We start from the raw sequence: 25,336 nt of genomic DNA on the forward strand, positions 1-25,336 counted from the left end.
GATGGGGTTTATTTTTTTAATCCTTATCCGCCCAGAAGCCAAACAACCAATTACCCGGAACACGCTCATCACTTGATCGAAAGAATTCATCAACGGCACGCATCAATTCTTTTTTGGTAATAAAATCATCTCCATCTCTATCCAATTTTATAAATGCTTTAGCTGAGTGTTTGATAGGAATATGGTAACACATGAACATATCTGAATACTCATCTACAGAGATCACTCCATCATTATTAACATCAAATGAGTCAAAAATGGAACTAATCATGTGCACCACCCAACTTTTATACAATGGCTCATTTCCTTCCTTTAATATATCTTCAAAGAATTCCAGAAAATGCTCTTCATTAGCCTCTCCTCCTTGTCTTTGGAAATATTTTTGAAACATCCCCCAGCTCTTCACACTTCTATCAAGAATTGTCTTGTATTCTGGCGTATCTGGTTTGAGCATCCACAACAGACATAACGATTCTCCAATTTCTCGAAAATCAACTTCCTCAAGAACGCCATTGCGGTCTTGATCTAAAACAACTCTGAAATAATGAGATATCTTTTCCTTTTGTAAATCTGAAAGCATAAAAACAATAGTGGTTTGGCTTCAATATACATAAAGATATAACGTACCTGAACAAATATCGACGAACTATTGAAGTACGAAGACCTTTCAGAAGGTATTGCAGTCTAGTGAATAGATTTTAACGATCGTAGATGCATCTAGCATGATCAACTCTTACCTCAATTTTTCTGTAATCTTCAACCTAAGCATTCACGGAAACTCAAGTGACCGTCGACCTTTAACTGATTGAAGAAAGATTGAATTTTTTATTCAGGACACATCATCATGATAACTCTCACTATCAAATGGAGCTTCAGCCCTTTGGAGCATACTATAATCTCTTATTGCTTGTGCAACTACCAGACGATAGTTTTTGAAAATGTACTCTCTTCCTTTTTGTTGAGAAGCTCTATGTATCTCTGTAATTCTCCATTCTCTCACTGACTCTTCGCTTTCCCAGAATGAAAGTGATAAAATTTTATCAGGATTTTCAAAACTTTGAAAACGCTCAATTGAAATAAAGCCCAAGTTTTTTTTAAGCTCAGGTTTCAGTTTAGCAGCTATTTCAAGGTACTCAAGTTTATTCTCCGCGTTTGGCAAGACTTCAAATATCACAGCAATCATTTCCTTTATTTTTTAAACTTAAAACTCAAAAATTCTTCTACCTCTCTATACAACTCGTACCTATTTTTTTCTAGGTGAGCAACATGTGTCGACTTTTTAAGGATGATGTATTTTATAGATGCCACATTTTTGAGTTCATCAATTAAATAATCGGCATCTTTTGAATTCAATACCGTATCCCACTCACCTCTTATGACCAACGTGTGAGTTTTGATTTTTTTCGGATCAAAAAAGCATGATCCATTCCAGCAGTTGTACAAATCAAGTTTCCAGCCGGCAGGATAGCGAACAGCACGCGGCAATCTTTTCTTCGAGGTTAAATCACTTTGCAGCCATTTAGCACCCCATTCCAAATGTATATTCTCATGGAGGGTTGTTTCTCCTTGTGGAATTGCTTTTGAAAATTGCTTTATACGTTTCTCAGGAGTAAGATCAATGTATCGATAATCTGGTCTCTCCCATTCTAAAGGCCCATCTCGTCTTACAAATGGAGCAAACAGAACCAGCTTGTCTACCGTTTTCGGATAGAGACTGGTGTAGTAACCTGAAACAGAGGCTCCCCACGAATGACCGATTAAATTTATTTTATCAAAATTCTCATTCTGCGCGAGAATGTATTTAACTGCTTGATGAATGTCATATGCTACTTCCTCTCCCATACCCAATGGATCACCATCAGCGTCATCATTCATCTTGCTATATCGATCAGAGCATCCGTATCCTAAAAAATCTAGGGCGTAAACATCATGCCCTTGTTTAGATATAAATTCAATCCAGGAAAGTCCATCCATCTCAAAACCTGACGCCAGGTTAGTAGGAAAAGATGCACCATGAATGAGTAAAACTGGAGGTTTATCAGCAACATCATTCACTGACAAATGTGTTAAGCACAATTTCAAGCCAGTGATTCTACTTTCTATTTCAATCTGCTCTGACATCTTTTGAGCATTGCATGCCAGTAATCCTAAAACCAAAAATAAGGAAGCTATTGTCTTCATTCGTAATTTCTTTGAGATCAAAGAGAATACTTTCCGTATATTAATACTTCATTTTAAAATGAAGTATGAAATTCGTAGTGAGCTATACCTAAATAAATGGAAACATCTAAGGATTTTGCTAAAATCACCTCATTGATTGCTGAACCTGCAAGGGCTACCATTCTATGGTGCCTTCTAGATGGTAGAGCATACACTGCTACTGAGCTAGCATTATTCGCTAATCTATCACCTCAAGCTGGGAGCAATCACTTAAACAAATTAAGAGAGCATGGACTTATCAGTACTGAAAAACAAGGAAGACATAAGTATTACAGAATCTCCAACTCCGAAGTAGCTTATGCTATAGAGGCTATTGCTGCTATCATCCCCAAAAGAGAGTCAAGAGAATCAGGAAAAGAAAAACTACCAACATCCGGCATAAAGCATGCAAGAACATGTTACGATCACCTGGCTGGCTACATGGGGGTTAAAATCCACGAAAAGTTGATCGCAAGAAAATTATTATCAGAAGATGATAGTCAATATTTACCGACATCTGAGGGTGAGAATTGGTTCGCTTCACTTGGGATTGACTGTCAAAAACTGAGTAAGACCAAACGGAAGTTCGCATACAAATGCCTGGACTGGTCTGAAAGAAAGCATCACCTTGGAGGTGCTCTAGGAGCTGCGTTGTTAGAAGCAATGATTGAAAGAGATTGGATAAGAAAAATTGAGCATTCAAGAGAAGTTGTAATTACATTCTCAGGAAGTAAAAACCTGCATGAAGTGTTATTCTAAGGTTCGTTTTACTTTGATGTATTCTTTTCCAAAGACTATTTTGAATGACATGCCCGAAGTGATAAGCTGAATACTTTCATAATTCTATTTTTTACTTTGCTCTCTGCCTCTCATAATTGTATTGATTTCCCATTTTGCAGAATGACGCAATTGACACCCATTGCTTCTGACCTTCTTTTGAATAATTGGTCATCTGCAGGGTTGTAGTTCTTCTTAAACATGGCCCCACAGTTGTAGTGAACCGGGATGACCATTTTAGGCTTCATAACTTGTACTGCTTTCAAGGCTTCTTCTTCATCCATGGTGTTGCCAGCAATCTTGCCTCCAATGGGAATCATCAGCACATCGGGAGATGATACCTTTTCCCATTCGTCCTCGAACAACATCGTATCTCCCAGATTGACGATAGCTCTATCCTTATATTTTATATGAAACCCCATTTCGCCATAGCCAAACCGCTCTTCAGGACCTTCATGCAAGGTTTTAGAAAATGGACCTACTTTCAAGATTAAAGGACCATGTGTCCCTTTGACCCCAGTGATTTCCAGGTCATCAACTACAATTGTTTCATCTACTGCAACGGTATAGAGATTCTTTATTGGAGTGTTGAACACCAGTCCTTTACTTCTTGGTCCTAAAATCAACCTTTCACCTTTGATTGTTCGAACCATTTTCTCATTGCAGATCACTTTGGCACCAGAAATTTTGGCAACCCTATCCGTATGCCAATGGTGATCAGGGTCACCATGTGTGACAAATATGTGTGTGATATCACGCCATTCAGTTTTAGGGATTAAGGTTTTGAAAAAATCAGGTATGTAAAAACTTCCTCCGGGATCAATAGCGATCTTATTGCTTCCCCAATCAATCAGAAAGGTGTTGTACCCATAGAATGTGACTTTCATTTCGTTGCATGTTTATGCCATCGCCCTCCAAGCAAACTCTCCTTTTGGCGTAGTAGTTAATTAGTTGCTTCACGACAACAAGCTAAAAGTAGGTGCGAACCCCATGCAATGAGCGTAATCATAAAGAACAATGAACCAAATCATATTGGTGGATTGAACTGGCTTGGACAGAGTCAAGTTAAAATACTTCGTGCCAATTTACCATACCATTTAAGAGTTCAAGCTTTATAACCACTTATAAGAATACTTACCCTTTTTCCTTTTTCAGCTTTTCGACTTCCTTTTCAACAGAGAAAAGATTAATAGAGTTGTAAGCACCTATATAATGGAAGAAAATCGCGATTCCCCAGCCGCCTGTTGGCCAAACAGGCCACATATATCCACTTCCTGTAATTACCCAAATAGCCCACAAAAACATATTAACCAATACATAAATTAAAAAGTGGTATTTGAAATCAATGCGCTTTTTTGCATTTTCCTTTATTTGTTCTTCAGTAATATTACTCATGACGTTACAATATTTTTTATTCGTGAATATTGAGTTCCTTTTGAAATGTTTTTAAATCGTGTATGGTTGAATCTGCAAGGTTTATTCATTTAAAAGGATCCAAACTTGAATACCAATCCTATGCTAAATCCTGATAGATCTCTATTATTCAAATTATCCAAAGAACTACCCAAAAATTGCCTATAAGAAAGTTTAAGCCTGTAATAAAAGCCTTAGTTAAATTGAACTCCAGATTCACACCTGGCTCGATAATGAAGGCACGGGAAGATTCAGCTTCCACCTCATTATCGTTAATGGAAACTCCTCCTGCCATTAGGTTAATGGGCACAGAAAAATGAATGGAATTGCTAAGGTTGGAAATGTACTCGGCAAAAATTCCTCCTGCACCATAGCTAACATCTAAAGTTGCATTCGTATTCCCACTTAAGTTATCTCCTATAAAATTATAATCACTGGCTGTTCCCATTCCAATTCCACCAAAAGCGAATTTTCGATTGATTATGACACCACCTTTACCTCCTATTGAAATACCCCAATTTCCATTTAATTGTGCTGCATGAACAAAAGGTCCTCCATAAGCACCAGTAGAAGTTCCATTAGAATTTTCTTTTGAATTTGAAAATATTGTATTCATTTCTTGAGAGAAAATTGATGTTGAAATACACACAAGCATTATTGCTAGTATCGTTTTATTTTCTATCACCGTTATCATACCGTACTATTACTTATTTAATAAATCGATGCTCACCCCATGGCGTTGCTTTCGTTTTCCACTTGGCATTTGTCAAGACCAATGATCCAAAGGCCATTACAATGATTGTGATTGCTACGAACCCTGCATTAAGAGTCAAAAAGATAGGCTTGAGTGCTAGAAAACTCAGTAGAGCAACAAGCAGAATCTGCCACTTACCCCAGTTCTTATCATAGCGGACTTTGATACCACTAGCAATATTTGGATGTGATTCATTCATATTGGGAATAATCTAGAGATATGGTGCAGCCACTTCAATGATCCGCCTCAATTACTTTTCTGATCGGCATCAAGTATTAATTCTGAATGCAATCACCTTCCGCAGGCGGCAAAAGGGAAAAACTCCCTTGAAGGACACATCTGTCTATGATACGCTGGAAGAGCTTGAACATAAGTTTAGAGAAAGCCCAGATTTTCAGGAAGCATTTGAAAAGCTTATACCTAAAATCTTTGAAGGTAAAGGATGGAATGAGCGGTAAGCTTGCAAAGAGACTTCAGCTACACTTTTTTTTGGGTTTTAGTCAGTAGGGTTTTTATTCTAGTTTTATCAAACCAAATTTGACTACTATTAATTAATCGCACTTTTTTTAGAAACTCTATCATTCTTGCTAAGAGCCAATTATTAATCAATCACTATTGTAGCCTCAACAAACATCCCGGGTATTAAATTAATTTGTTCCCTATCCAATACATGTCCATGTACCATTATTGTTTTCTTTTTAGGATTAATAAATTCCCCAACTAAGTGAACTTCGCCCTGATAAACTTTATCACCAGTTTCAGGTATCTTGAATTGAATCGACTGACCTTTTTTCACTTGCAATGCATGCTTTTCATAAACATCTAGTTCCAAGTGAATATGATCTGTATTAATCAACTCAACTGCTACATTCTTGGGATCCGCAAATACACTCTTTGAAACGTTGACTGATATGATACTTCCATCAAAAGGAGCTCGGAGATTCAACGTATTGACCAATCTACCTGTCTCCAAAGTAGCTATCGATAAGCCCATGAGTTTTATCTGCTCTTTAAGCGACTGATACCTGGCCAACATTACCCGATAATCTGTTTCTGCTTTTTTGAAATTTTTTGTTGACGCTATTTGCTCATCCGCAAGTGTCTTTTGTCGATCATAATCTGTTTTCAAATAATCAACTTGTTCTTTAGACTCCAGGTATTCTTGTTGGATTTGAAGGTAAGCCGGGTTTTGAAGGGTTAATAGTATATCTCCTTTCTTCACTCTTTGTCCGGGAAGTATGTCTATATCCTTCACAAAACCACCATAATAAGGGCTAACAGCGGCTCTATTCCCAGGTGGCACATCTAGGTATCCGGTGACAGAAATGGTATTTTCAGATAGTGTCACCGCCATCGACCCATTCAGATTTTCCTGATTCGTTTCATCCCTTTTTGATGCAAGGGATTCTACTGCTTCTGTTGCGGCGGGATTTGATTCATCTAATTTCTTTTCACACGTCATAAATGCAATTAAAAGACTGAAAATGTATGCTGATTTTTTCATTTTATTTTGAATTGATAGTTCTGATCTTTCAATTTCCGGTTAGGATCTAGTTCATCAAATAGTTAATTGAAAGTGCTATTTCATTGTACTTTCCCAGGCTTTCTAAATAACTCACACGAATACTTACTGCTCGATCCATTGTCTGGATGTATTGGAAGAAGTCTATCTCACCACTCTCAAACGAGCGAAATGCCGCATTAATCAAGGATTCCGACAACTGCTTTCCAGTTGAGTCATAATACTGCAGTGACTGGTCATGTCTTGCTAATTCCAGATTAAGCTTTTTCCAGCGTGCCACCAGTTGTCTTTGGTAATCCAAGCGATTGAACGACACCTGCTCCTGATTAAGTTTGCTCGCCTTTACTTTTGATTTTTGGGCCCCAAAAAGAAGAGGAATATCCAACCCTACCTGAAACCCAGAATAAGTCTGCGCATTGATAGCATCATTGGTACCTTGAAAGTACTCTAGCTGTATATCTGGCAGCCAGTCACTTTGTAGCATCTTAGTTGCTTCCACAGACCATTGTTTTTCCTGATCGAGGTAGCGTATCACTGGGTGATTCAGTGAATCAAATGGGAGGATGTTGACTCGGTCAAGTGATGGCGGAATAACTTTCACTGGTTCATTGGCTTGTATCCACTGCTGAAGTGAAGTATATGCCATGGACAACTCATTTTCTGTTTGATCCAGCTGCAATCGGATTTCGTTATGCTGGCTTTCTGAAGTAAGTCTTTCCAGCTCATTGGATTCGCCCAACCTGAACCGCCTTCCGGCTGCATTGGAAAACCTTGTATATATGCTATCTAAAAACTGATACTGATCCCTGAGATATAGTACATACAAGATATGATAAAAGGCTTTGGAGACCTTCTCTTCCAATATACGCTCTTCAATTGCGTATTGCCTCCTTTCCAATTCCTCTTTAGCTTGATTTAGCTTTTGTTTACTCGTGTAGGTCGTCGGAAAGCGCAAGTTTTGTTGGATACCCCATATTTTCAATGGGCTATCATTTGGTGCGATGTTGTTCTCATCATATTGGTAATAAACCTGAGTTTTGTCAAAGTCAAACGCAGTTCCCTGAAGCACTTTTTGCTTCTCCACGCTAACCTTCTGTGCCTGAAGTCGGGCATTGTTTTGTCTGGCAATTTGGATTGCTTCCCGAAGGGTAACTGCTCTGCTCTGCGAATACCCCAGAAAGGGCAAGAAGACAAACAAAAGAATAGCCATTTTTGGATTAGTTTGAAACCTACGTTTTTTCCCCTCCAGAAGATAATACAACGCTGGAAGCACAATCAGCGTCAATATTGTTGCTGTAACCAAGCCTCCTATCACCACCGTAGCTAAAGGTCTTTGTACTTCAGCTCCTGCGGAAGTAGAAATAGCCATTGGCAAAAAACCTGTAGCAGCTGCTGAGGCCGTGAGTAAAACGGGTCTCAGTCGGGATGAGGTTCCTTGTAGTACCAGGGTTCTTAAATCCATATTTTCATCTACTTTGAGTTCTTTATAATGTTCGACCAGCACAATCCCATTGAGCACAGCGATACCAAAAAGAGCAATAAATCCTACTCCTGCTGAAATGCTGAATGGCATATCACGAATCCAGAGAAAAAGCACTCCGCCCACAGCAGCTAGCGGAATAGCACTATAGATCATCAGAGCTTCTTTTGTGGATTGAAAAGCAAAACGAAGCATAACAAAAATCAATAAGAGAGCTAAAGGCACAGCATATGTGAGGCGTTCTTTTGCACTTTGAAGATTTTCAAACTGCCCACCATAGGCTACTGAGTAACCAGGGGGAAATGTGATATTGGCTGCTATCAACGATTCCACATCTTCTACTACAGACTCCAGGTCTCGATTACGAACATTTACACTCACCACTATTCTTCGTCTCGTATCATCGCGGGAAATCTTAGCTGGCCCCTTCGTATAAGAGATCTTAGCCAATTCTCTGAGTGGTATCTGCAAACCAGATGATGTGGCCACAAAAGCATTCTGTAGATTTTGGATATCCTTTCGATAATTTTCGTCGAATCGTATAACCAGATCAAATCTTCGCTCCCCATCGAATACACTTCCAGCTACCTTCCCTGCAAAGCCCATGCTAATGATATCATTGACACCCGAGATATTCAGTCCATAGCGAGCAATTTTTCCTCGATCATACTCAACGCTCATTTGAGGTAATCCTTCTACCTTCTCTACGGTAATATCAGAGGCGCCATCTACACGTTCGATTAGCTTCGCTATTTCCCCAGCTTTTGCAGCTAAAACCGAAAGGTCATCTCCAAATATTTTAATTGCCAAATCGGCCCTAACTCCCGTTATTAGCTCGTTGAAGCGCATTTCTATAGGCTGTGTAAATTCATAATCTACATGAGGAATAGTCTTTTGTAGAGCTTCTTTGATAGCGTTCGCTAATTCATCTTTTGTTCTCACTATTTGCCAGTCATGTTTCGGGTGCAGCTTAATGATCACATCTGTTTCTTCCATGGACATGGGATCTGTAGGGACTTCCGCGGCTCCAATGCGTGTCACCACTTGATCGACCTCCGAGAAACTGCCAATGACTTGCTCTATTTGTGTCGTTATTTTTACCGTTTTACTCAATGAGGTGCCGGTTTCAAGAACCGGTTGGATCACAAAATCCCCTTCGTCCAAGGTAGGAACAAACTCTCCACCTAGTGTGGAAAAAAGGGCCAAAGCACTGACTAGTAATCCTATAGCTAATATCATTACAGCCTTTGCATGGTTCAAGACGCCATTCAATATCGGCTGATACTGAGCCTTAAGCCAGGAGATGAATCGAAATGAAACATTTCGTTTTTCTGACTTTGGTGGTTTCAAACACATGCTCGAAATCACTGGGACATACGTAAAACAAAAAATCATTGCTCCCAGAAGGGCAAAGCAAAATGTGAGTGCCATGGGCCGAAACATTTTGCCTTCTACATTGATCAGAGACAAGATTGGAATGAATACAATCATGATGATCAATTGACCAAACACTGCTGAATGCATCATCTTATGTGTACTCTCGAAAGTAATGGCGTCAATGATAGATTTCCGTTCAGATAATGGTGCATTCAATATTTGCGCTTGCTCGGCAGCAATGCGAAAGGCAACAAATTCAACAATGATCACTGCCCCATCTATGATGATCCCAAAGTCGATGGCACCCAAACTCATCAGATTTGCGTCTACACCGAAGATATACATTAGAGAAATGGCAAAAAGTAAGCATAGTGGAATCACGGAAGCAACCACCAGGCCTGTACGCAAATTACCCAACAAGAGAACCACAACTAAGACCACAATCAGGCATCCAAGAATCAGGTTTTCGGCTACAGTTGCTGTGGTCTTACCAATCAGCTCACTTCGTTCTAAAAATGGATTAATTGAAATGCCTTCTGGTAAGGTATATTGAATTTCATCGACTCTGGCCTTCACTGCCTCAATGACTGCCTTAGGGTTAGCATCTTTCAACATCATGACTTGTCCCAATACTTTCTCTCCCTCGCCATTACCGGTTATCGCTCCGAACCGTGTAGCATGTCCATATTGTACTTTAGCTACATCTTTAACATAAACAGGAAGTCCATCCCGATTTTCCACTACAATGTTGGCTATTTCTTCAAGGCTTTTGGTTAATCCCTCTCCCCGAATGAAATACGCCTGATCTCCTTTCTCGATGTAGCCTCCACCAGCTATACTATTATTCATTTGCAATGCTCTGAATATGGAGGATACTGAGATATCCATCGCTCTTAATCGATTCGGGTTGATTGCTACTTCATATTGCTTGAGAAAGCCACCCCACGTATTCACTTCTACTACCCCAGGAATTCCTGAAAGCTGCCTTCTTACAATCCAATCCTGAATAGTACGTAGTTCCATTATCGAGTATTGATCTGCATAGGCAGGATCTACTTCAAGCACGTATTGGTAGATTTCCCCTAATCCTGTCGAGATTGGGCCCATCTCTGGTGAACCAAAACCTGAAGGTATATTTTCAGCAGCTGTTTTAATCTTCTCAGCGATGAGTTGACGCGGAAGATATGTGCCCATCTGGTCCTCAAAAACGATGGTTACGACTGATAATCCAAACTTAGAAACAGATCGGATTTCTTTCACACCAGGAAGATTAGCCATTTCCAGTTCTACAGGATAGGTAATAAACTGTTCTACATCTTGAGTAGAAAGATCTCGCGAGGTGGTAATTACTTGTACCTGATTGTTTGTTACATCTGGCACAGCCCCAATGGGGATATTCATCAACGCATACAAGCCAAATCCAACAATTGAGTAGGTGAATAACAAAACAATCAGCTTATTCTTTAAGCTGAACCCAATTATATATTGCAGCATAAAATTTTAGATTTGGAAGACTACAAATCTATGACTCAAATCTGCAAACTACCACTCTAAGATATAATGATCAGTTGCAGAGATTCATATGATCATCGTCAGAAAAGAACATGTTAAAAGTTAAATCGAAAGCCATCTTTCTCTTCCTGTGATATGATAAAAGTCATTCGTTCCAGCTTAAAAAAACGGGACCTTTGAGAAGATTAAATAAAACCAATGCAGCACTAACTATGGAATTCACTCTAAACTCAGAATCAGTAGCCAGAAGCGATGGATCAATCATTGTCAAGGAATCGATCATTAATTTCGGAACAACCGATGATACAGCAGATACCCTTCCAAGTCCTGCAGAGTTGTTCCTTGGGTCTTTCTCTTCTTGTATACTTAAAAATGTAGAACGATTTTCGAAAATGCTAAAGTTCGAATATCAAAAAGCAAGCATACAAGTAAGTGCCAAAAGGCTTGAAGATCCACCTCGTATGGGTGACATCACATACAAACTCTCTATTTATAGCACTGACAAGAATCTGAACACTCACTTACTAAAAAAGAACATTAAAAAATTCGGCACGATTTACAATACGGTAAAAACTTCCTGCAAAATTTCGGGGAATATACTTCAGGTTTGAGATGAAAACATTAGGAATGATAGGCGGCACCTCATGGTTCTCAACCATTGAGTATTATAAACTGATAAATGAGCAGGTCGGTGAAAAGATTGGTACCCAAGGCAATCCTCCACTAATTCTTCACAGTATCAATATTGAATTGATGCGGAGGCAGGACAAGGAAGAGATTAATGCAAAGTACCTGGATGTTTCACTCAAACTCCAGCAAGCAGGAGCGGAGGCTATTATTATTTGTGCCAACACGCCACATATGGTTTATCCATATGTTCAACCCAAAATTGATATTCCTATCCTACATATCGCAGAGGCCACTGGAAACGAAGCGGCTAAGAAAGGTCTTAAAAAGCTGGGCCTACTTGGAAATAGGCCTACCATGACTGGGAATTTTATTCCGTCCATTTTAAGTAAGCAATTCAAGATACAAACCATCATCCCTGACGAAGAGAACCTGGACCAGGCTCACGATTATGTATCCAGAGAATTAACTCAGGGAATCTTTTCAGACGAAGCGAGAGGCTTTTTTCTAGAGCAAATGCATCTTCTTCAGCAGAAAGAAGCTGAAGGAATCATACTAGGATGCACTGAATTGCCCCTTTTGGTCAATGAGACGGACTTCAATATTCCTTTATTGCCAACAACAGAATTGCATGTGAAAATGGCTGTAGATTTTATCCTGAGTTAAATGTGCTAATCCTACTTAATCAAAAGCAAACTACTATTTGCTATGGCTCTGACCTTATGCTTGAGCATAGGTTTAATGTTCACATAGTCTCCAAAAAACAATTTTTCAGAAATACCATTTTCATCCTCAAAGACCGCCTCACCTTCCAGGCAAATAAGCAAAGCTGGCACCTTACTTACATGTTCTTTTAATTCTTGCATTTCCCCTATTTGAAGTGCAATAGCAATCCCTCCATTTCCTTTGAAAAAAGAAACGGCTGAAACCTTTTTTTCACCTGAATGTAAGCTATGAATGTTCATATCAATTCTTATTGATCAAAATACTAGTTATGCACTTTACTCGGGAACCCCCAGTTTTTTGAGAATATTACTCATAAGACACCATTTGGTAAAAGAGGATTGCAACAAATTGGCACCTACAAATGCGGTGAACCACAACCAATTTTGATTCACATATATAGACAGTATCAGACTTACTAAAATAAAGCTTCCCGCTACTGCATGTACAATTCTATTTCTCATTTTTGCTTATTGTTTATTCGTTTTTTTAATATCAAGAACTGCAGCGTGAATTTTTGACGCTGTTTCTTGTCCGCTATTTAATTGGTCGATCCTCTCCAAAAACTCATCAATCAGTTCCTTCTGTACAAATGCATAGAAAAGTATAGATCTGTGTTCCCCAATATCAGAAGCAAACCAATTTGCTTCCATAGGCTGATCTGATAAATCCTTATAGCCTGTGACATCCATATATGAAAAGGACTTAACTCCTGATTTTTTCAGAAGATGTTTGATATCTTTTTCAAATTGGCTTACCGCCGTAATAATTATTAGTTCCATAATATTTTATTTAAGCTCCTGCTTATTCTCCCACTTTTTATTCTCCGTCATATAATAAATCAGTGGTACAACAATGAGTGTGAGGATGGTAGACACAATGGCACCTGCTACGAGGGATATGGCCAATCCCTGAAAAATCGGATCAAACAAAATGATCGATGCGCCAATGACCACCGCTCCTGTCGTAAGTAAAATCGGTGTTGTTCGTACAGCACCAGCATCAATTATCGCTTGCTTCATAGAAGCTCCTTCTTTTAGTCTTATCTCGATAAAGTCAATAAGGAGCACTGAATTCCTCACCATCACACCAGCCAGAGCAATCATCCCAATAAAGGATGTAGCAGTAAAATATGCTCCAAGCAACCAATGCCCAAGAACGATCCCTACCAGTGAAAGCGGAATGGCAATCATCATAACCAATGGTGTTTTAAAGTTCTGAAACCAGCCCACAATCAACATGTAGATGACAATGATTACCACAAGAAAGGCCGCTCCAAGGTCTCTAAATACTTCAAGTGTGATCTGCCATTCTCCGTCCCATTTTACAGTAAAATCAGATTCATCAGAAGGCTGACCGAGATACAACTCATCTATTGAATAGCCAGTAGGCAGCTTAAACTCCTGTAGCTTTTCTGTCATCCCAAGAATAGCGTATGCAGGGCTTTCTAAATCTCCAGCCATATCAGCCATCACGTAAACAACACGCTTCTGATCTTTTCGATAGAGGGTCGCATGTAAGGTGTCTTCAACGACCTCTACAAGGTCACCAACGGGAATCAGGTTTCCACGTGTACCTTTTATTTTGATACTTCCAATATCTCTAATGCTAGACTTGTCACCATCATCCAGTGCAAGCACAATTCCTATGGGATTGTTGGAGGATTCATCGTAAAGGTTGGAGACTGGATGCTCTCTTAAGATATAAGTCAGGTTTCCAACCACCTGTTGTGGTACAATTCCATTCAACATCGCTTTTTCCCGATCGACTTCCAGTATATATTCAGTCTGCCCCTCCTCTACCGTCCAGTCTACATCAACCACATCCTTTGTGTTTGTCAATAGATCCTTTACCTGTTGAGCTACTTTGATTTGCTCACGATAATCTGGCCCATATATCTCTGCTACCAAAGTAGACAAAACAGGTGGGCCTGGTGGTACCTCCACCACTTTTACATTAGCCCCGTACTTTCCTGCAATTTTTTGCACTTGTGGCCTAACCATCTTTGCGATTTCATGGCTATCTAGTGAACGATCTCCTTTATGTAGTAGGTTTACTTGAATATCAGCCATATTGCTTCCCCCTCGCAGGTCATAATGTCTTACAAGACCATTGAAAGTGATGGGAGCTGAAGTACCTATGTAATTTTGATAATTGACTACTTCTGGAACGGTAGAAAGATATTGAGCAACCTCTTTCGTCACAACTGCTGTACGCTCCAATGTGGTGCCCTCGGGCATATCAATGACAATTTGGAATTCATTCTTATTGTCAAAAGGCAACATTTTTACTGCCACCGACTTAGTGTAGAATAAACTCATGGATCCCAGTAACAGAACGGCCGTTACACCAAGCATCATCCATCGTTTGGTTTTGCTATCTAGAAAAGGTTGTTCAATTTTCTTGTAGATCTTGTAAATCCGACTGGTCTGATGCGCTTGATCCTCCTCTTTTTCATTTGTATCTTTTTCACGTAACAAATGATATCCCAAGTATGGCGTAACTGTGAGCGCAACAAATAACGAAAGCATCATTGCTATGGAGGCACCAATCGGCATTGGGCTCATATACGGCCCCATCATTCCTGAGACGAAGGCCATGGGTAAAATGGCAGCAATAACCGTGAAAGTTGCCAAAATCGTAGGGTTACCAACTTCGTTGATCGCATAGATAGCTGCTTGCTTGAACGGCAGCCTTTTTGATTTAAAATGGCGGTGCATATTTTCAGCGATTATTATGCTATCATCAACCACAATACCAACAACAAACACGAGTGCAAAGAGTGTAATCCTATTAAGGGTATAATCCAGCATGTAATAACTAAATAATGTAAGGGCGAAGGTCAGAGGCACTGAGAAAAAGACTACCAATCCTCCTCGCCAGCCCATTGCTAACATCACCAATACAGTTACAGCAATAATGGCAACACCAAGGTGGAGCAGTAACTCTCCAACTTTATGTGATGCTGTTTCACCATAATTTCGGGTTACTTCAATCTTGACATCATCGGGTATCAAATTTTTCCTTAACCCCTCCACTTGCTCAAGTATCTTCTCGGATACTTTCATGGCATCCGCTCCTTTTACCTTAGCCACAGAAATGGTGACCGCAGGATACTCTGATGGATGGGTTGCAAAGATTTCGTTGGAATGACCATAGCCAAAGGATACATAATTTGAAGGAGTTGATGGCCCATCGGTTACTTGAGCAACCTGGTTCAGGTAAACGGGCATATTCTTGTTTACTCCAACAACAAGGCTTTCAACATCTTCAACAGTAGTAAGAAATCTACCAGTTGTGACCAAAAATTCCTCATCATTCCCAACGATTTTTCCAGATTGAGAACTACTATTTCCAGCCTTGATCATCTGCATGATTCCAAGGGGATCCACGCCATTTTCCGCCATCTTGTCCTTGTCAAGTACAATTTTAAGTTGTCGTGTTCTTCCACCGATTTGCTTTGTGATAGCTACATCTTTAATTTTTTCTATTTCTGATGTGAGTTCCTCGGCGATTCGTCTAAGTTGATAATCGTCATAATGTTCACTCCAGAGCGTGAGACCAAGCATCGGCACATCGTCGATAGACCTGGTCTTCACCAAAGGCTGATAAACTCCCTCAGGAAATATATTTTGATGCTTCATCAGCTCATCGTAGAGCTTGACATAGGAGCGTTCTATGTCTTCACCGACGAAAAACTGTACAATCATGACAGCCTGCCCATTCATGGACATACTGTGAACATGTTCCACTCCTTTGATATTGGATATCACCTTTTCCAAAGGCTTCACTACACGACTTTCTACCTCCATAGGACTAGCTCCAGGATAACCTATCATCAAATCCGCCATCGGCACATTGATTTGTGGCTCTTCCTCCCTTGGAATCAGAAACGAGCTGTAAACTCCAATGATCATCAAAGCCACCATAAGTAGAATGGTGAGCTTAGAGTTAATGAAAAAATTGGCGACTTTACCTGAAATTCCCTCTTGCATTACTGTTGGCTTTTATCTGTTTCCACAATGACTTTGGCACCATTGTATAACTTTCCTTTCGCTGATACGATGAATTGCTCATTGGCTTTTAAGCCGGAAAGAACCTCTACGCTACCATTATTTTCTTTTCCAATCCTAAGCCATCTGAGAATGGCTGTCCCGCCATTGCCCATCGCATAAATACCTGTTAGTTGTCCTTGTTTTATCAAAGCAGCTTTAGGCACTGACACTCCCGGTGAAGAAGAGGCGTTCTTTATAGAGAATTTTACGTTCACAAACATTCCAGTAAGCACCCCGTTTTCCTTGTCATCTAAATCAATTTTCACCAGGTATTGTCCTCCCGTATTCTTTGCCGAAGGACTCACTTCAGTCACTGTGCCCTGAAGTTCCTTTCCAAGCGACTTAACTAATACCAGGGCTTCCGAGCCTTTCTGAATATTTGAAATATCCGCCTCCGATACAAGGACGGTTGCTTGATATTCATTCGTTCCTTCAACTGCTATCAGAGGCATGCCTGGATTTGCCATATCACCTGGTTTTAGGAATGTGTTTATCACTACGCCATCAAATGGAGATGTAATGTTCGTGTAAGAAAATTGTGCTTCAATCTCTTTTTTTATCTCCCTGGCTGCTGTAAGATTTGCCTTTGCTATTTCATACCTGGTAGCCATGTCATCCAGTTCTTTCTCTGAAGCGCTCTCTTTTTCGAAGAGTGTTTTAAACCGCCTATAGTCTTTTTCTGCATTCTGAAATGCGCTTGTTGCCTGCAAAATGGAAGCCTCTATCTGGGACTTCTTAGCAATCAGATCTGAATTACTTATTACAAGAAGTTGCTGATCTTTTCTGACTTTTTCGCCTACACTCACGTTCAATTTTGTGATCATTCCCATCATCCTGGTGCTTAAGTTGGCGCTATTTCTTGCCTCAATTTTGCCGCTGGCTGTGATAGGATATGCCTCCAGCATAGAAGAACCTGTACTCACTCTGACTTGGATTGGTGGCAGCCGCATGTCCTCAGTTTGATCCTTTTTTCCACAACTAAAGATTGATAGTGCGGTGACTGCTATGCCTATATAACTTGTTATTTTCATTGCTTATCTGGTTAAAAATCTTAGATATTCTTTCGTGAAATTGTATTCGAATATTGCCTGCTGATACTCAAGCTCTTTTTGAAACATTTGGGTTTCAGAGGTGAGCACATCTGTCATTTTTTCAAGGCCTTCACCAAACCTGTCCTTTCTTATTCTATAAACTTCCGCAGACTGATTGAGTACCTCTTTTGATAAAGTCACCTTTGCTTCAGCATCGGCAAGCTGACGATATGTTTTATTGAGTTCCATCTGACTTTGATTTTTATAATTCTCCTTTTCAATTTGTGCTTTTTCAAGCTCGGCTTTTGCTTTGTGAATTTTCCCGATGTTCTTGTATCCGTTAAATAAATTCCAAGACAGTCTAACCCCCACCAGATATCCATTTGCTCCAAAACTGAGAGGTTGGTTATCGTATAGCTGATAACTCCCAAAGGCGTTGATCCTTGGTAAAGAAGTCATCTGGTTAGATTTTAAGATCTTTTCATATCCCTCAACTTTCTTGCGCATCGCATTGAGATCCTTCCTGAAGGATGGCACCTCAGCTACATAGACGTCATCTTCAATCGTCGCAGTGATCTGACTTGCTGGCTTATAAACTTGTCCATTTGATTCTTCTCCAAGTAAAAAACTCAGGTAATCTGAAGCATTTTGAATGTTACTTTTCGCTTGCCTCAGTTGATTTTCAACTTCTCTCTGCCTCACCTGAATGGCAAGCACATCGGTCTTTTGCACCAAACCCTCATCGTAATAGTCAGACATCATACTTAGCCCCAAATCAGCAGTAATCTTAGCCTTTTTTAGTACTGCAACTACTTTATAGGCCAATTGCAATTGCATGTATGCTTTACTTCCTTCCAATTCGATGTACTCCCTAGTTCGACCTGCCTGTAACATGTAGGCTTCTGATTGAACTTTAGCAGCTTGTCGTTGGTATGCTCCATCAAGATTGAGCAATGGCTGCTGCACCTGAATGTCGGTAGCATAATTATCAATCCGATCAGGATCATTTAATAAGGTCGGGTCAAAGTCTGTAGGAGTTAATATCTCCTGATTAAGTTTTGAACCAAATGCCATCAGTGGGTTGTTCGTAAACATCGCCGTGTGCGAAGCAGTGACAGATGGCAGAAACAATGCGTTCGACTGGCTGTAGTCCGCTTTAGCCATATCAATTTGCTTGTTTGCGACTTTTACTTGCAGGTTGTTATCGAGTATTTTCTCTATTAATTCAGATTGGGAAATGGTCAGGGTATCTTGACTTTGAGCCTGAAAGACCAATCCAACTATACTCAAAAGCACTATAAAAAACTGTTTTATCATTTCTTTCAATTCTAATTTGTTGCAAAGGTGATGTGAGTATTTCCGACTTTTTGTAACCTTTGTTACACTCCAATTATTTAGTTAAGTCAAGCTTATAACCCCTCTTTATTAAGTTGTAATGAAGGTTTACGAAAGTTGATTCATGATTTTTGTAACATTTGTTACAGATAGTGGTTTATTGGATAATATTTACTTGTTTCATGTAAAGGCATAAAAAAGGGCCATTATGGAAATGACCCTTAAACAACCCAATCACCACTCTACTTCTATGCTCTTTCTATTGATTTTCTATTAGGACTAACGATCCCCAAAGAGTGGTTGACGTAACAAATGTTACATAATGGCATATGTGAGTATTTTCTTGGGGAATAACCTTGAATAAATGGTCCAGAGGTAGGTATGTTGGCCTAAAGAGTTTGACTCGAGTTAGAGTATTTCTATTCTATTACGATACTGCTCAATTTTTTCTTCTCTTTCCATTTGCTTTAATAATCTGGAGACAACTACACGAGAAGTGTCCAGGTCTTTAGCTATTTGCTCATGCGTCTTATTAATCGTAAAAGAGCCTGTTGCCTGTTTTGTATCAAGTAGATATTTATACAATCTACTATCCATTTTAGAAAAGACAATGCTATCTATTGCTATTAGTAACTCATCAAATCGGGTTTGATATGAGGTCAAGACAAAGCGCCTAAATGATGGAAACTTTGCTATCCAAGAATCTAGGTAGCGAGTCGGGATCATCCAAATGATTGAATCCTCCTCAGCCTTTAAGCTATACTCCACCTTTCTGTTATCCATACAGCACGTTATGGACATGGCACAAGTTTCTCCCTTTTCTAAATAATACAGAAATACTTCTTTCCCATCAGGGTCTTTTCTCATCACTTTCAACAAACCTTCCAAGACAAGAGGTATCTCCTTCCCTGAAGATTCAGAATCCACTACAGGTTTGCCGGAACTTGCTTTTTTCAATCTTCCAATCGATAGAATTTCTGCTATTAGTTCAGATTCAATACCGATGGACTCTAGAACTTGCTTCGCTAATTCATTCATATAATATCGTAGAGGTTGCTTCCTTCTGGCAATTTAGACAACCGCCACTTTAGCAGAACTGATTAAGGTCATATTTAGATAGGAATTCCACTGCTAATAATGGCAATCAGGCTTAATTTCTTTAATCTAATTGATCCAGATCACTACAATACTTGACTCAGTTCATTGAAAATGAATAAACCGAGCTCAAGACAGAAGAAGAAAAAGGGATCTGGAGGGAAAGGCAATGGAAACTGAAGCTCATTTATTGATTCAGAGTTAAACATTGAAAATAGCTATTTTTAGTAACACTATTTGATAGCTATTTCTTCTTTTTCTTCTTTTCCTGCTTCTTGAAATAACCTCTGAAAAGAAAGTTGTGCTTAAGAGCTTCCATATTTTCATTAAAGGCAGCAGATCCCATTTGGATATTTTCTATACTTTCCTCAAGGTTTAAGGCAAGCGTGGTGTCGGCAACTATGCTACCAGCAGCTCCTTTACCTGATCTAATATTCTGAATAAGTACTTTGAGTTCTTCAGTAATCTCGTTGGTATTCTTACTTGTAGCTGCAAAATCGCTGATAATTAATTCAATATTTGAAGCGAATGAAGTGTCCATCAAAAGAGCTCCCAAAGTCCCTTCACCAAGATTTATCTGATTGACATTTTTTTCAATAGAGGTGAAGATTTGATTCATTTTCTCACTTGACTTCTTAATATTGGCTAATGTTGTTTCAATATTGTCGGCCAGATAGGGGTCCGAAATCAGCTTTCCAACGGTACCTTCTCCTCTTTGGATTTCTTTGGTAATACCTACCAAGCCACTTGTGATAATCTCAACATTCTTATTCGTTCGCTCAAGAATACGTAGCATCTCTCCTTCATCCATCCCATACAATGCAAGAAGGGTATCCCCAGAGGATACTGTACTTGAAGCAATGTTTCCCGGGCTGATGTTAATAAGCCTGTTTCCCAATAGGCCATCTGTGCCAATAGCAGCTCTAGCGTCTTTTCTGATAAACTGTCTCATTTCATCTTTTATAATCATAGAAACCAGAATCGATGTATCATTAAGCATCGTTATGCTTTGTACTGTTCCAATATCAATTCCTGAGTACCGCACATTATTTCCTTTCTGGAGTCCATTAACGTTCTTGAAAACTGTTTGTACAGTGAATGTTGATCCAAACAGGTTTTGCTTTTCTCCGATGAGATACATGGAGATAATGAACAATACAGTACCTATAATTACAAACAGGCCTAATCGTATGTTTTTATTAATGTTATTCTTCATTAGTGAAAAAATGCATTTACATGGTTATCAGTTGAATGTTTAAGTTCTTCATAGCGACCCTCCATATAGTTGACACCATCTTTCAGTGCTACGATTCTATGAGCTGTTCGTTTTATACAGGCCATATCATGGGAGATAATAATCGAAGAAGTATTATACTTTTTATGTACATCTATCATTAAATGAGCAATTTCTCTACCAGTGACCGGATCTAAACCAGTTGTAGGCTCATCATATAGAATGATTTTTGGTCGGAGGATGAGGGTTCTCGCTACACCTATCCTTTTTTTCATTCCTCCAGAAAGCGAAGCAGGCATTAACGATCCAGTGTCAGGAAGACCTACATTTTCAAGTGCCTCCATAATCATTTCATCTATCTCCGATCTAGACTTTTGAATTCTCAACCTTCTCAATGGAAATTCAAGATTTTCTTTTACTGTAAGTGAGTCGTAAAGGGCGTTGCTTTGGAAAAGAAATCCAATCAATGTCCTTACTTTATCCAATTCTTGTTGCCCCAACCCAAGAATGCTTTTACCAAAAACTTTAATATCACCTTTATCTGGTCGGATCAACCCAACAATACACTTGATCAATACTGACTTTCCGCTTCCCGACTTACCCATAACAGCTACACTTTCTCCCTGATTAAGTGTCAGATTGAATCCACGAAGTACATGATTACTTCCAAATGATTTGTGCAAATCAATGATTTCTACAGCAGGCTTATCCAGTTCTATCGAAAGTTCATTATCATTCATTTTGCTATAGTTTTTATCATAAATCATAAAAAAGGTCAGCAATTTGAACAGCAATTAAATCGAGTATGAACACCAAAAGAGAAGCTACCACAACTGCGGAGTTTGCTGATCGTCCAACACCTTGAGTACCTTTATCCGAATGGTATCCTTTGTAACACCCGACAAGACCAATAGCAAACCCAAAGAAAAAAGATTTAATGGTGGACGGTATTACATCACTAAATGAGAGGTTTTCAAATACCTGGCTAAAAAAGAGCGTGAAGCTTACAGAACCTTTGATATTAACTCCCAAATATGATCCGTAAATACCGATAGCATCCGCCAGAATAATGAGTATTGGCAGCATCAAGGTTGTAGAGATAATTCTTGTAGCTACCAGGTATTGAAATGGATTTGTTCCTGACACTTCCATCGCATCAATTTGTTCTGTTACTTTCATAGATCCAAGTTCTGCTCCTATACTTGACCCAATCTTTCCCGCGCAAATCAAAGCTGTAATCACGGGTCCCATTTCTCTAACTATTGAAATCGCAACCATCGAAGGCAACCATGATTCTGCACCAAACTCCATCAGCGTTGGTCTTGATTGAATGGTGAGTACCAATCCCATTATGAAAGCAGTAATACCTACTAAAGGAAGTGATTTATACCCGATGGTATAACACTGCCTTGCAATCTCGGTTAATTCAAAGGGAGGCTTTAAACCTTCTTTGAAAAAGCGACCAGCAAAGCTGGCAATTTTGCCTGTTTCCAAAAGAAATACTTTTGTATGCTCCCACATAGACCTTGTTCATTTTGTAAATTATAACTTGGTAAATATGTGATTATCAGGGATTCTACTGCATGACTTCTATCATGATAGGTCCTTTTTTTTATCAACAAGAAGCATCCGCCAATTCTCCTTTAGATATCTGCTATTTTTTTTGATTTTTCTAATGTTCAGGTAGCCTATTTCTTTTCACCATAAGCCAGATACTTAGTGATAGCTCTGCAATAGCCATTGTTGACATGATAATTAAACCTAGTGTTTGAGTTAGATGAAAATCCACAAAAAATACGATGTATGTAAAAGACGCTATCACTAACAAAATGCCTAGGGTTTTCGGCATATATTCTGATTTGAAGACCGAATAACCAAGTACAAAAATGTGAAAGGCAAAAAATACGTATCCTAAAAGTTTTACAGAAGCATAATCATAAACATCGATAATTCGAAATGCCAGAGCAGACAATCCAATCATTAAAGTAAAAGCGTACATCACCCTGAGGATTGATGTTAGTAAAGCTAGATTCTTATTGGCTTTTTTAAGCACAACATAAAGTGCAAGACCAATAATAGCATCAAGTACAAGAACAATTAGATAACCGACAATAGCAAACCCCAACAGTCTACCTTCTGCATCAATATCTTTTGCTAAAGCTACGGTATCTCCAGGCACTATGAAATTGGCTAAAATAAAATCATCTATCAAGGTTACCAATAAAATCGATGTTATAAATGCAACCCCTACAGTCATAGCAGCCCTGCTGGCTGACAAATTAGTGATTAAATTTTTCATATCTCTTTTCGGAATCTATTCTAACCAAAGAAACATCTAATCAGCTTTAGAAAGCATGATTTCACTCAGACTATATCATGAATACAATCATTAAGAACCTTCTTCTCAAACACTTAGACTTAGAATCAATTCATTACTTCAATACGTCAATTAACTACCTATTATACACATGGAAAAATTATACACATGGAAAAAAGACTTCATATCTGGTTAACAATAGGTGTCGGGTCATTTGATAAAACTAATCTCCAAGAACTTACTCAATATAGAAGTTGAGCTTATGGAAATGGCATACAATACTGTAAGAAAAAGGGCAGCCGGTAGCTTGCTAAAACTCTATGATGCATATGCTAAATGGTATAGCACCTGTATAACTTTTGAAGTTAGCAAAGCTGATCTTGCAGGTATGGTTGGAACTTCTCCCGAATCTATTAGTAAGAATTCAAAAAAGACAAGCAGCTAAGAGCAGATGGGAAATTGATTACAATTCTAGAGCCAGAGAAGATCGCTCTTGTAAAATATTGATGAACTCTTTACTGTTGACTTAAGTATGCCTTTGAGTTGATATGTGTCATTCTTTTCAGAAATCATCGCTCATATCTTGCCATAATTAAAAACATGCAATGAAAACGATTAAGATATTAGGAATGGGATGCCCAAAATGTAAGCAAACTGAAGCGGTTGTCCAGAAAGCCATAAAAGAGCTTGGAATTGATGCTGAAGTAATAAAAGTCGAAGACATTCAGCAGATCATGCAGTACAACATACTATCCACACCTGCTTTGGTCATAGATGAAGTAGTTAAATCTAAAGGGTACGTCCCTACAATTGCTGAAATAAAAAACGCATTAATTTAATGTTTGACCAGTTACAAAATTTTGCTGACTGGTTAATTTATTCAGTCTTCAGTGTTGCCCCAGAAAGTCATCTGGGTGAGGCCCTGAACTTCTTTGTTTACGACACACTTAAAATTCTAATACTTCTTTTTCTTATTATCTTTTTTATGGGAGTCGTTAACTCCTATTTCCCGGTAGAGCGTCTAAGGAACTTTTTGAGTCGCCATAGATTTTATGGTCTGGAACATTTATTTGCCTCCATATTTGGCGCAATGACCCCTTTCTGTTCTTGCTCTTCAGTCCCCTTATTTATTGGGTTTGTGCAGGGAGGTATTCCTTTGGGAGTAACCTTTTCTTTTCTAATTACTTCTCCTCTGGTCAACGAAGTAGCTTTAGCTCTTTTTATAGGCATGTTTGGTTGGAAAATCACCCTGATCTATGCTCTTTCTGGGATTTTACTTGGAGCAATAGGTGGATGGGTTTTGGGAAAATTGAATCTTAAAAACTATCTGACAGATTGGGTAAAACAGCTTTTAGCAAAATCGGGTACGGAAAAGAACGCATTTGAGGAAGAGAATCGAACTTTTATTGAGCGAATTCCAGTAATTGCTAGTGGTGCATGGAGCATCGTAAAGACAGTTGTATCATATGTGATTATTGGCATTGGTATTGGTGCAATAATGCATGGATACGTACCCGAAAATTTCTTCCAACAATATCTTAGCGGAGGACAATGGTGGACAGTTCCTTTGGCTGTGATTCTGGCTGTACCCATATATGCGAATGCGGCAGGAATCGTTCCAGTAATTCAGGTACTTGTTGCAAAGGGTGTTCCAATTGGAACTGCTATTGCATTTATGATGAGTACCATTGGGCTTTCATTACCTGAAGCCACTTTACTTAAGAAAGTAATGACCATGCGCCTTATTGCAATTTTCTTCGGAGTGGTTGTGCTCTTTATCATTGTCTCCGGGTTCTTGTTCAACCTGATTCTATAAAATGCAAAAACAGGTTCGTTGTATAAGCTAAGAAACAAAAAATCAGACTGCATGTAATGCTAAATGACC

General features: G+C 39.0%; 27 protein-coding genes. 7 read left to right on the forward strand and 20 right to left on the reverse strand.

Features of this window, described 5'->3' with window-relative positions:
* Positions 1 to 16 precede the first annotated feature (16 nt).
* The 3 genes from ABJQ32_07855 to ABJQ32_07865 all read right to left on the reverse strand — a co-directional run bounded on the left by ABJQ32_07855 (position 17) and on the right by ABJQ32_07865 (position 2,181).
* Complete coding sequence (locus ABJQ32_07855; protein ID MEP5289549.1) at positions 17 to 580, reverse strand: hypothetical protein; 564 nt, start codon at positions 578 to 580, stop codon at positions 17 to 19.
* 249 nt (positions 581 to 829) lie between these two features.
* Entirely contained in the window at positions 830 to 1,183 is a 354-nt protein-coding gene (locus ABJQ32_07860) for an antibiotic biosynthesis monooxygenase (GenBank protein ID MEP5289550.1), read from the reverse strand.
* Between the two features lie 5 nt (positions 1,184 to 1,188).
* Entirely contained in the window at positions 1,189 to 2,181 is a 993-nt protein-coding gene (locus ABJQ32_07865) for an alpha/beta hydrolase (protein MEP5289551.1), read from the reverse strand.
* 96 nt (positions 2,182 to 2,277) lie between these two features.
* On the opposite strand from ABJQ32_07865, the gene ABJQ32_07870 reads away from it, so the two are divergent.
* Positions 2,278 to 2,958 carry a metalloregulator ArsR/SmtB family transcription factor gene (locus ABJQ32_07870; GenBank protein MEP5289552.1) on the forward strand — a complete coding sequence of 227 codons (681 nt, stop codon included), beginning with the start codon at positions 2,278 to 2,280 and terminating at the stop codon, positions 2,956 to 2,958.
* Between the two features lie 110 nt (positions 2,959 to 3,068).
* On the opposite strand, the gene ABJQ32_07875 is transcribed toward ABJQ32_07870, so the two are convergent.
* From ABJQ32_07875 to ABJQ32_07890, 4 genes are all read right to left on the reverse strand, one after another.
* Complete coding sequence (locus tag ABJQ32_07875; protein MEP5289553.1) at positions 3,069 to 3,863, reverse strand: MBL fold metallo-hydrolase; 795 nt, start codon at positions 3,861 to 3,863, stop codon at positions 3,069 to 3,071.
* Positions 3,864 to 4,110: 247 nt separating this feature from the next.
* Positions 4,111 to 4,371 (reverse strand): 2TM domain-containing protein, encoded by a 261-nt coding sequence (locus tag ABJQ32_07880; GenBank protein MEP5289554.1) that lies wholly within the window; start codon positions 4,369 to 4,371, stop codon positions 4,111 to 4,113.
* A 148-nt stretch (positions 4,372 to 4,519) separates the two neighbouring features.
* A complete protein-coding gene (locus ABJQ32_07885) occupies positions 4,520 to 5,005 on the reverse strand; it encodes a hypothetical protein (protein MEP5289555.1) in 486 nt (161 codons plus the stop codon).
* A 91-nt stretch (positions 5,006 to 5,096) separates the two neighbouring features.
* Entirely contained in the window at positions 5,097 to 5,342 is a 246-nt protein-coding gene (locus ABJQ32_07890) for a hypothetical protein (protein MEP5289556.1), read from the reverse strand.
* A 37-nt stretch (positions 5,343 to 5,379) separates the two neighbouring features.
* Here ABJQ32_07890 and ABJQ32_07895 point away from each other — a divergent pair, with 37 nt between their 5' ends.
* Positions 5,380 to 5,601, forward strand: coding sequence for a hypothetical protein (locus tag ABJQ32_07895; protein ID MEP5289557.1), 222 nt, complete (start codon positions 5,380 to 5,382; stop codon positions 5,599 to 5,601).
* 143 nt (positions 5,602 to 5,744) lie between these two features.
* Here the strand turns inward: ABJQ32_07895 and ABJQ32_07900 are convergent, their stop codons facing one another.
* Both ABJQ32_07900 and ABJQ32_07905 read right to left on the reverse strand, forming a co-directional pair.
* Positions 5,745 to 6,647, reverse strand: a complete 903-nt coding sequence (locus ABJQ32_07900) for an efflux RND transporter periplasmic adaptor subunit (GenBank protein MEP5289558.1) — start codon at positions 6,645 to 6,647, stop codon at positions 5,745 to 5,747.
* A 46-nt stretch (positions 6,648 to 6,693) separates the two neighbouring features.
* Positions 6,694 to 11,016, reverse strand: a complete 4,323-nt coding sequence (locus ABJQ32_07905; GenBank protein MEP5289559.1) for a CusA/CzcA family heavy metal efflux RND transporter — start codon at positions 11,014 to 11,016, stop codon at positions 6,694 to 6,696.
* Between the two features lie 194 nt (positions 11,017 to 11,210).
* Here ABJQ32_07905 and ABJQ32_07910 point away from each other — a divergent pair, with 194 nt between their 5' ends.
* Together ABJQ32_07910 and ABJQ32_07915 are read left to right on the forward strand one after the other, a co-directional pair.
* Positions 11,211 to 11,645 carry an OsmC family protein gene (locus ABJQ32_07910; protein ID MEP5289560.1) on the forward strand — a complete coding sequence of 145 codons (435 nt, stop codon included), beginning with the start codon at positions 11,211 to 11,213 and terminating at the stop codon, positions 11,643 to 11,645.
* Between the two features lies 1 nt (position 11,646).
* Complete coding sequence (locus ABJQ32_07915) at positions 11,647 to 12,327, forward strand: amino acid racemase (protein MEP5289561.1); 681 nt, start codon at positions 11,647 to 11,649, stop codon at positions 12,325 to 12,327.
* An 11-nt stretch (positions 12,328 to 12,338) separates the two neighbouring features.
* Here ABJQ32_07915 and ABJQ32_07920 read toward each other — a convergent pair whose 3' ends face one another.
* The 11 genes from ABJQ32_07920 to ABJQ32_07970 all read right to left on the reverse strand — a co-directional run bounded on the left by ABJQ32_07920 (position 12,339) and on the right by ABJQ32_07970 (position 23,433).
* Positions 12,339 to 12,626: a hypothetical protein gene (locus ABJQ32_07920; protein ID MEP5289562.1), complete on the reverse strand. Its 288-nt coding sequence runs from the start codon at positions 12,624 to 12,626 to the stop codon at positions 12,339 to 12,341.
* Between the two features lie 36 nt (positions 12,627 to 12,662).
* Positions 12,663 to 12,848, reverse strand: coding sequence for a DUF2892 domain-containing protein (locus ABJQ32_07925; protein ID MEP5289563.1), 186 nt, complete (start codon positions 12,846 to 12,848; stop codon positions 12,663 to 12,665).
* Between the two features lie 6 nt (positions 12,849 to 12,854).
* Positions 12,855 to 13,166: a hypothetical protein gene (locus ABJQ32_07930; GenBank protein MEP5289564.1), complete on the reverse strand. Its 312-nt coding sequence runs from the start codon at positions 13,164 to 13,166 to the stop codon at positions 12,855 to 12,857.
* Between the two features lie 6 nt (positions 13,167 to 13,172).
* Positions 13,173 to 16,379, reverse strand: coding sequence for an efflux RND transporter permease subunit (locus ABJQ32_07935; protein MEP5289565.1), 3,207 nt, complete (start codon positions 16,377 to 16,379; stop codon positions 13,173 to 13,175).
* The gene (locus ABJQ32_07940; GenBank protein MEP5289566.1) at positions 16,379 to 17,470 is read right to left on the reverse strand and encodes an efflux RND transporter periplasmic adaptor subunit; all 1,092 of its coding nucleotides are present in this window, start codon (positions 17,468 to 17,470) and stop codon (positions 16,379 to 16,381) included. The genes ABJQ32_07935 and ABJQ32_07940 overlap by 1 nt, the downstream gene beginning before the upstream one ends.
* 3 nt (positions 17,471 to 17,473) lie before the next feature.
* A complete protein-coding gene (locus ABJQ32_07945; protein MEP5289567.1) occupies positions 17,474 to 18,787 on the reverse strand; it encodes a TolC family protein in 1,314 nt (437 codons plus the stop codon).
* 426 nt (positions 18,788 to 19,213) lie between these two features.
* Positions 19,214 to 19,843, reverse strand: a complete 630-nt coding sequence (locus tag ABJQ32_07950; GenBank protein ID MEP5289568.1) for a Crp/Fnr family transcriptional regulator — start codon at positions 19,841 to 19,843, stop codon at positions 19,214 to 19,216.
* A gap of 301 nt (positions 19,844 to 20,144) precedes the next feature.
* A complete protein-coding gene (locus tag ABJQ32_07955; GenBank protein MEP5289569.1) occupies positions 20,145 to 21,116 on the reverse strand; it encodes an MlaD family protein in 972 nt (323 codons plus the stop codon).
* Complete coding sequence (locus ABJQ32_07960) at positions 21,116 to 21,874, reverse strand: ATP-binding cassette domain-containing protein (protein MEP5289570.1); 759 nt, start codon at positions 21,872 to 21,874, stop codon at positions 21,116 to 21,118. Before ABJQ32_07960 ends, ABJQ32_07955 begins: the two co-directional genes overlap by 1 nt.
* A gap of 16 nt (positions 21,875 to 21,890) precedes the next feature.
* Complete coding sequence (locus ABJQ32_07965; protein ID MEP5289571.1) at positions 21,891 to 22,655, reverse strand: ABC transporter permease; 765 nt, start codon at positions 22,653 to 22,655, stop codon at positions 21,891 to 21,893.
* Positions 22,656 to 22,806: 151 nt separating this feature from the next.
* On the reverse strand, positions 22,807 to 23,433 hold the full coding sequence (locus ABJQ32_07970; protein ID MEP5289572.1) for a DUF4386 domain-containing protein: 627 nt from the start codon (positions 23,431 to 23,433) through the stop codon (positions 22,807 to 22,809).
* Between the two features lie 286 nt (positions 23,434 to 23,719).
* Here ABJQ32_07970 and ABJQ32_07975 point away from each other — a divergent pair, with 286 nt between their 5' ends.
* From ABJQ32_07975 to ABJQ32_07985, 3 genes are all read left to right on the forward strand, one after another.
* The gene (locus ABJQ32_07975) at positions 23,720 to 23,896 is read left to right on the forward strand and encodes a helix-turn-helix domain-containing protein (GenBank protein MEP5289573.1); all 177 of its coding nucleotides are present in this window, start codon (positions 23,720 to 23,722) and stop codon (positions 23,894 to 23,896) included.
* A 160-nt stretch (positions 23,897 to 24,056) separates the two neighbouring features.
* Entirely contained in the window at positions 24,057 to 24,290 is a 234-nt protein-coding gene (locus tag ABJQ32_07980) for a thioredoxin family protein (GenBank protein ID MEP5289574.1), read from the forward strand.
* On the forward strand, positions 24,290 to 25,267 hold the full coding sequence (locus tag ABJQ32_07985; GenBank protein MEP5289575.1) for a permease: 978 nt from the start codon (positions 24,290 to 24,292) through the stop codon (positions 25,265 to 25,267). Before ABJQ32_07980 ends, ABJQ32_07985 begins: the two co-directional genes overlap by 1 nt.
* Positions 25,268 to 25,336 lie beyond the last annotated feature (69 nt).

The organism is Marinobacter alexandrii, from assembly GCA_039984955.1.
Taxonomy (GTDB): domain Bacteria; phylum Bacteroidota; class Bacteroidia; order Cytophagales; family Cyclobacteriaceae; genus Ekhidna.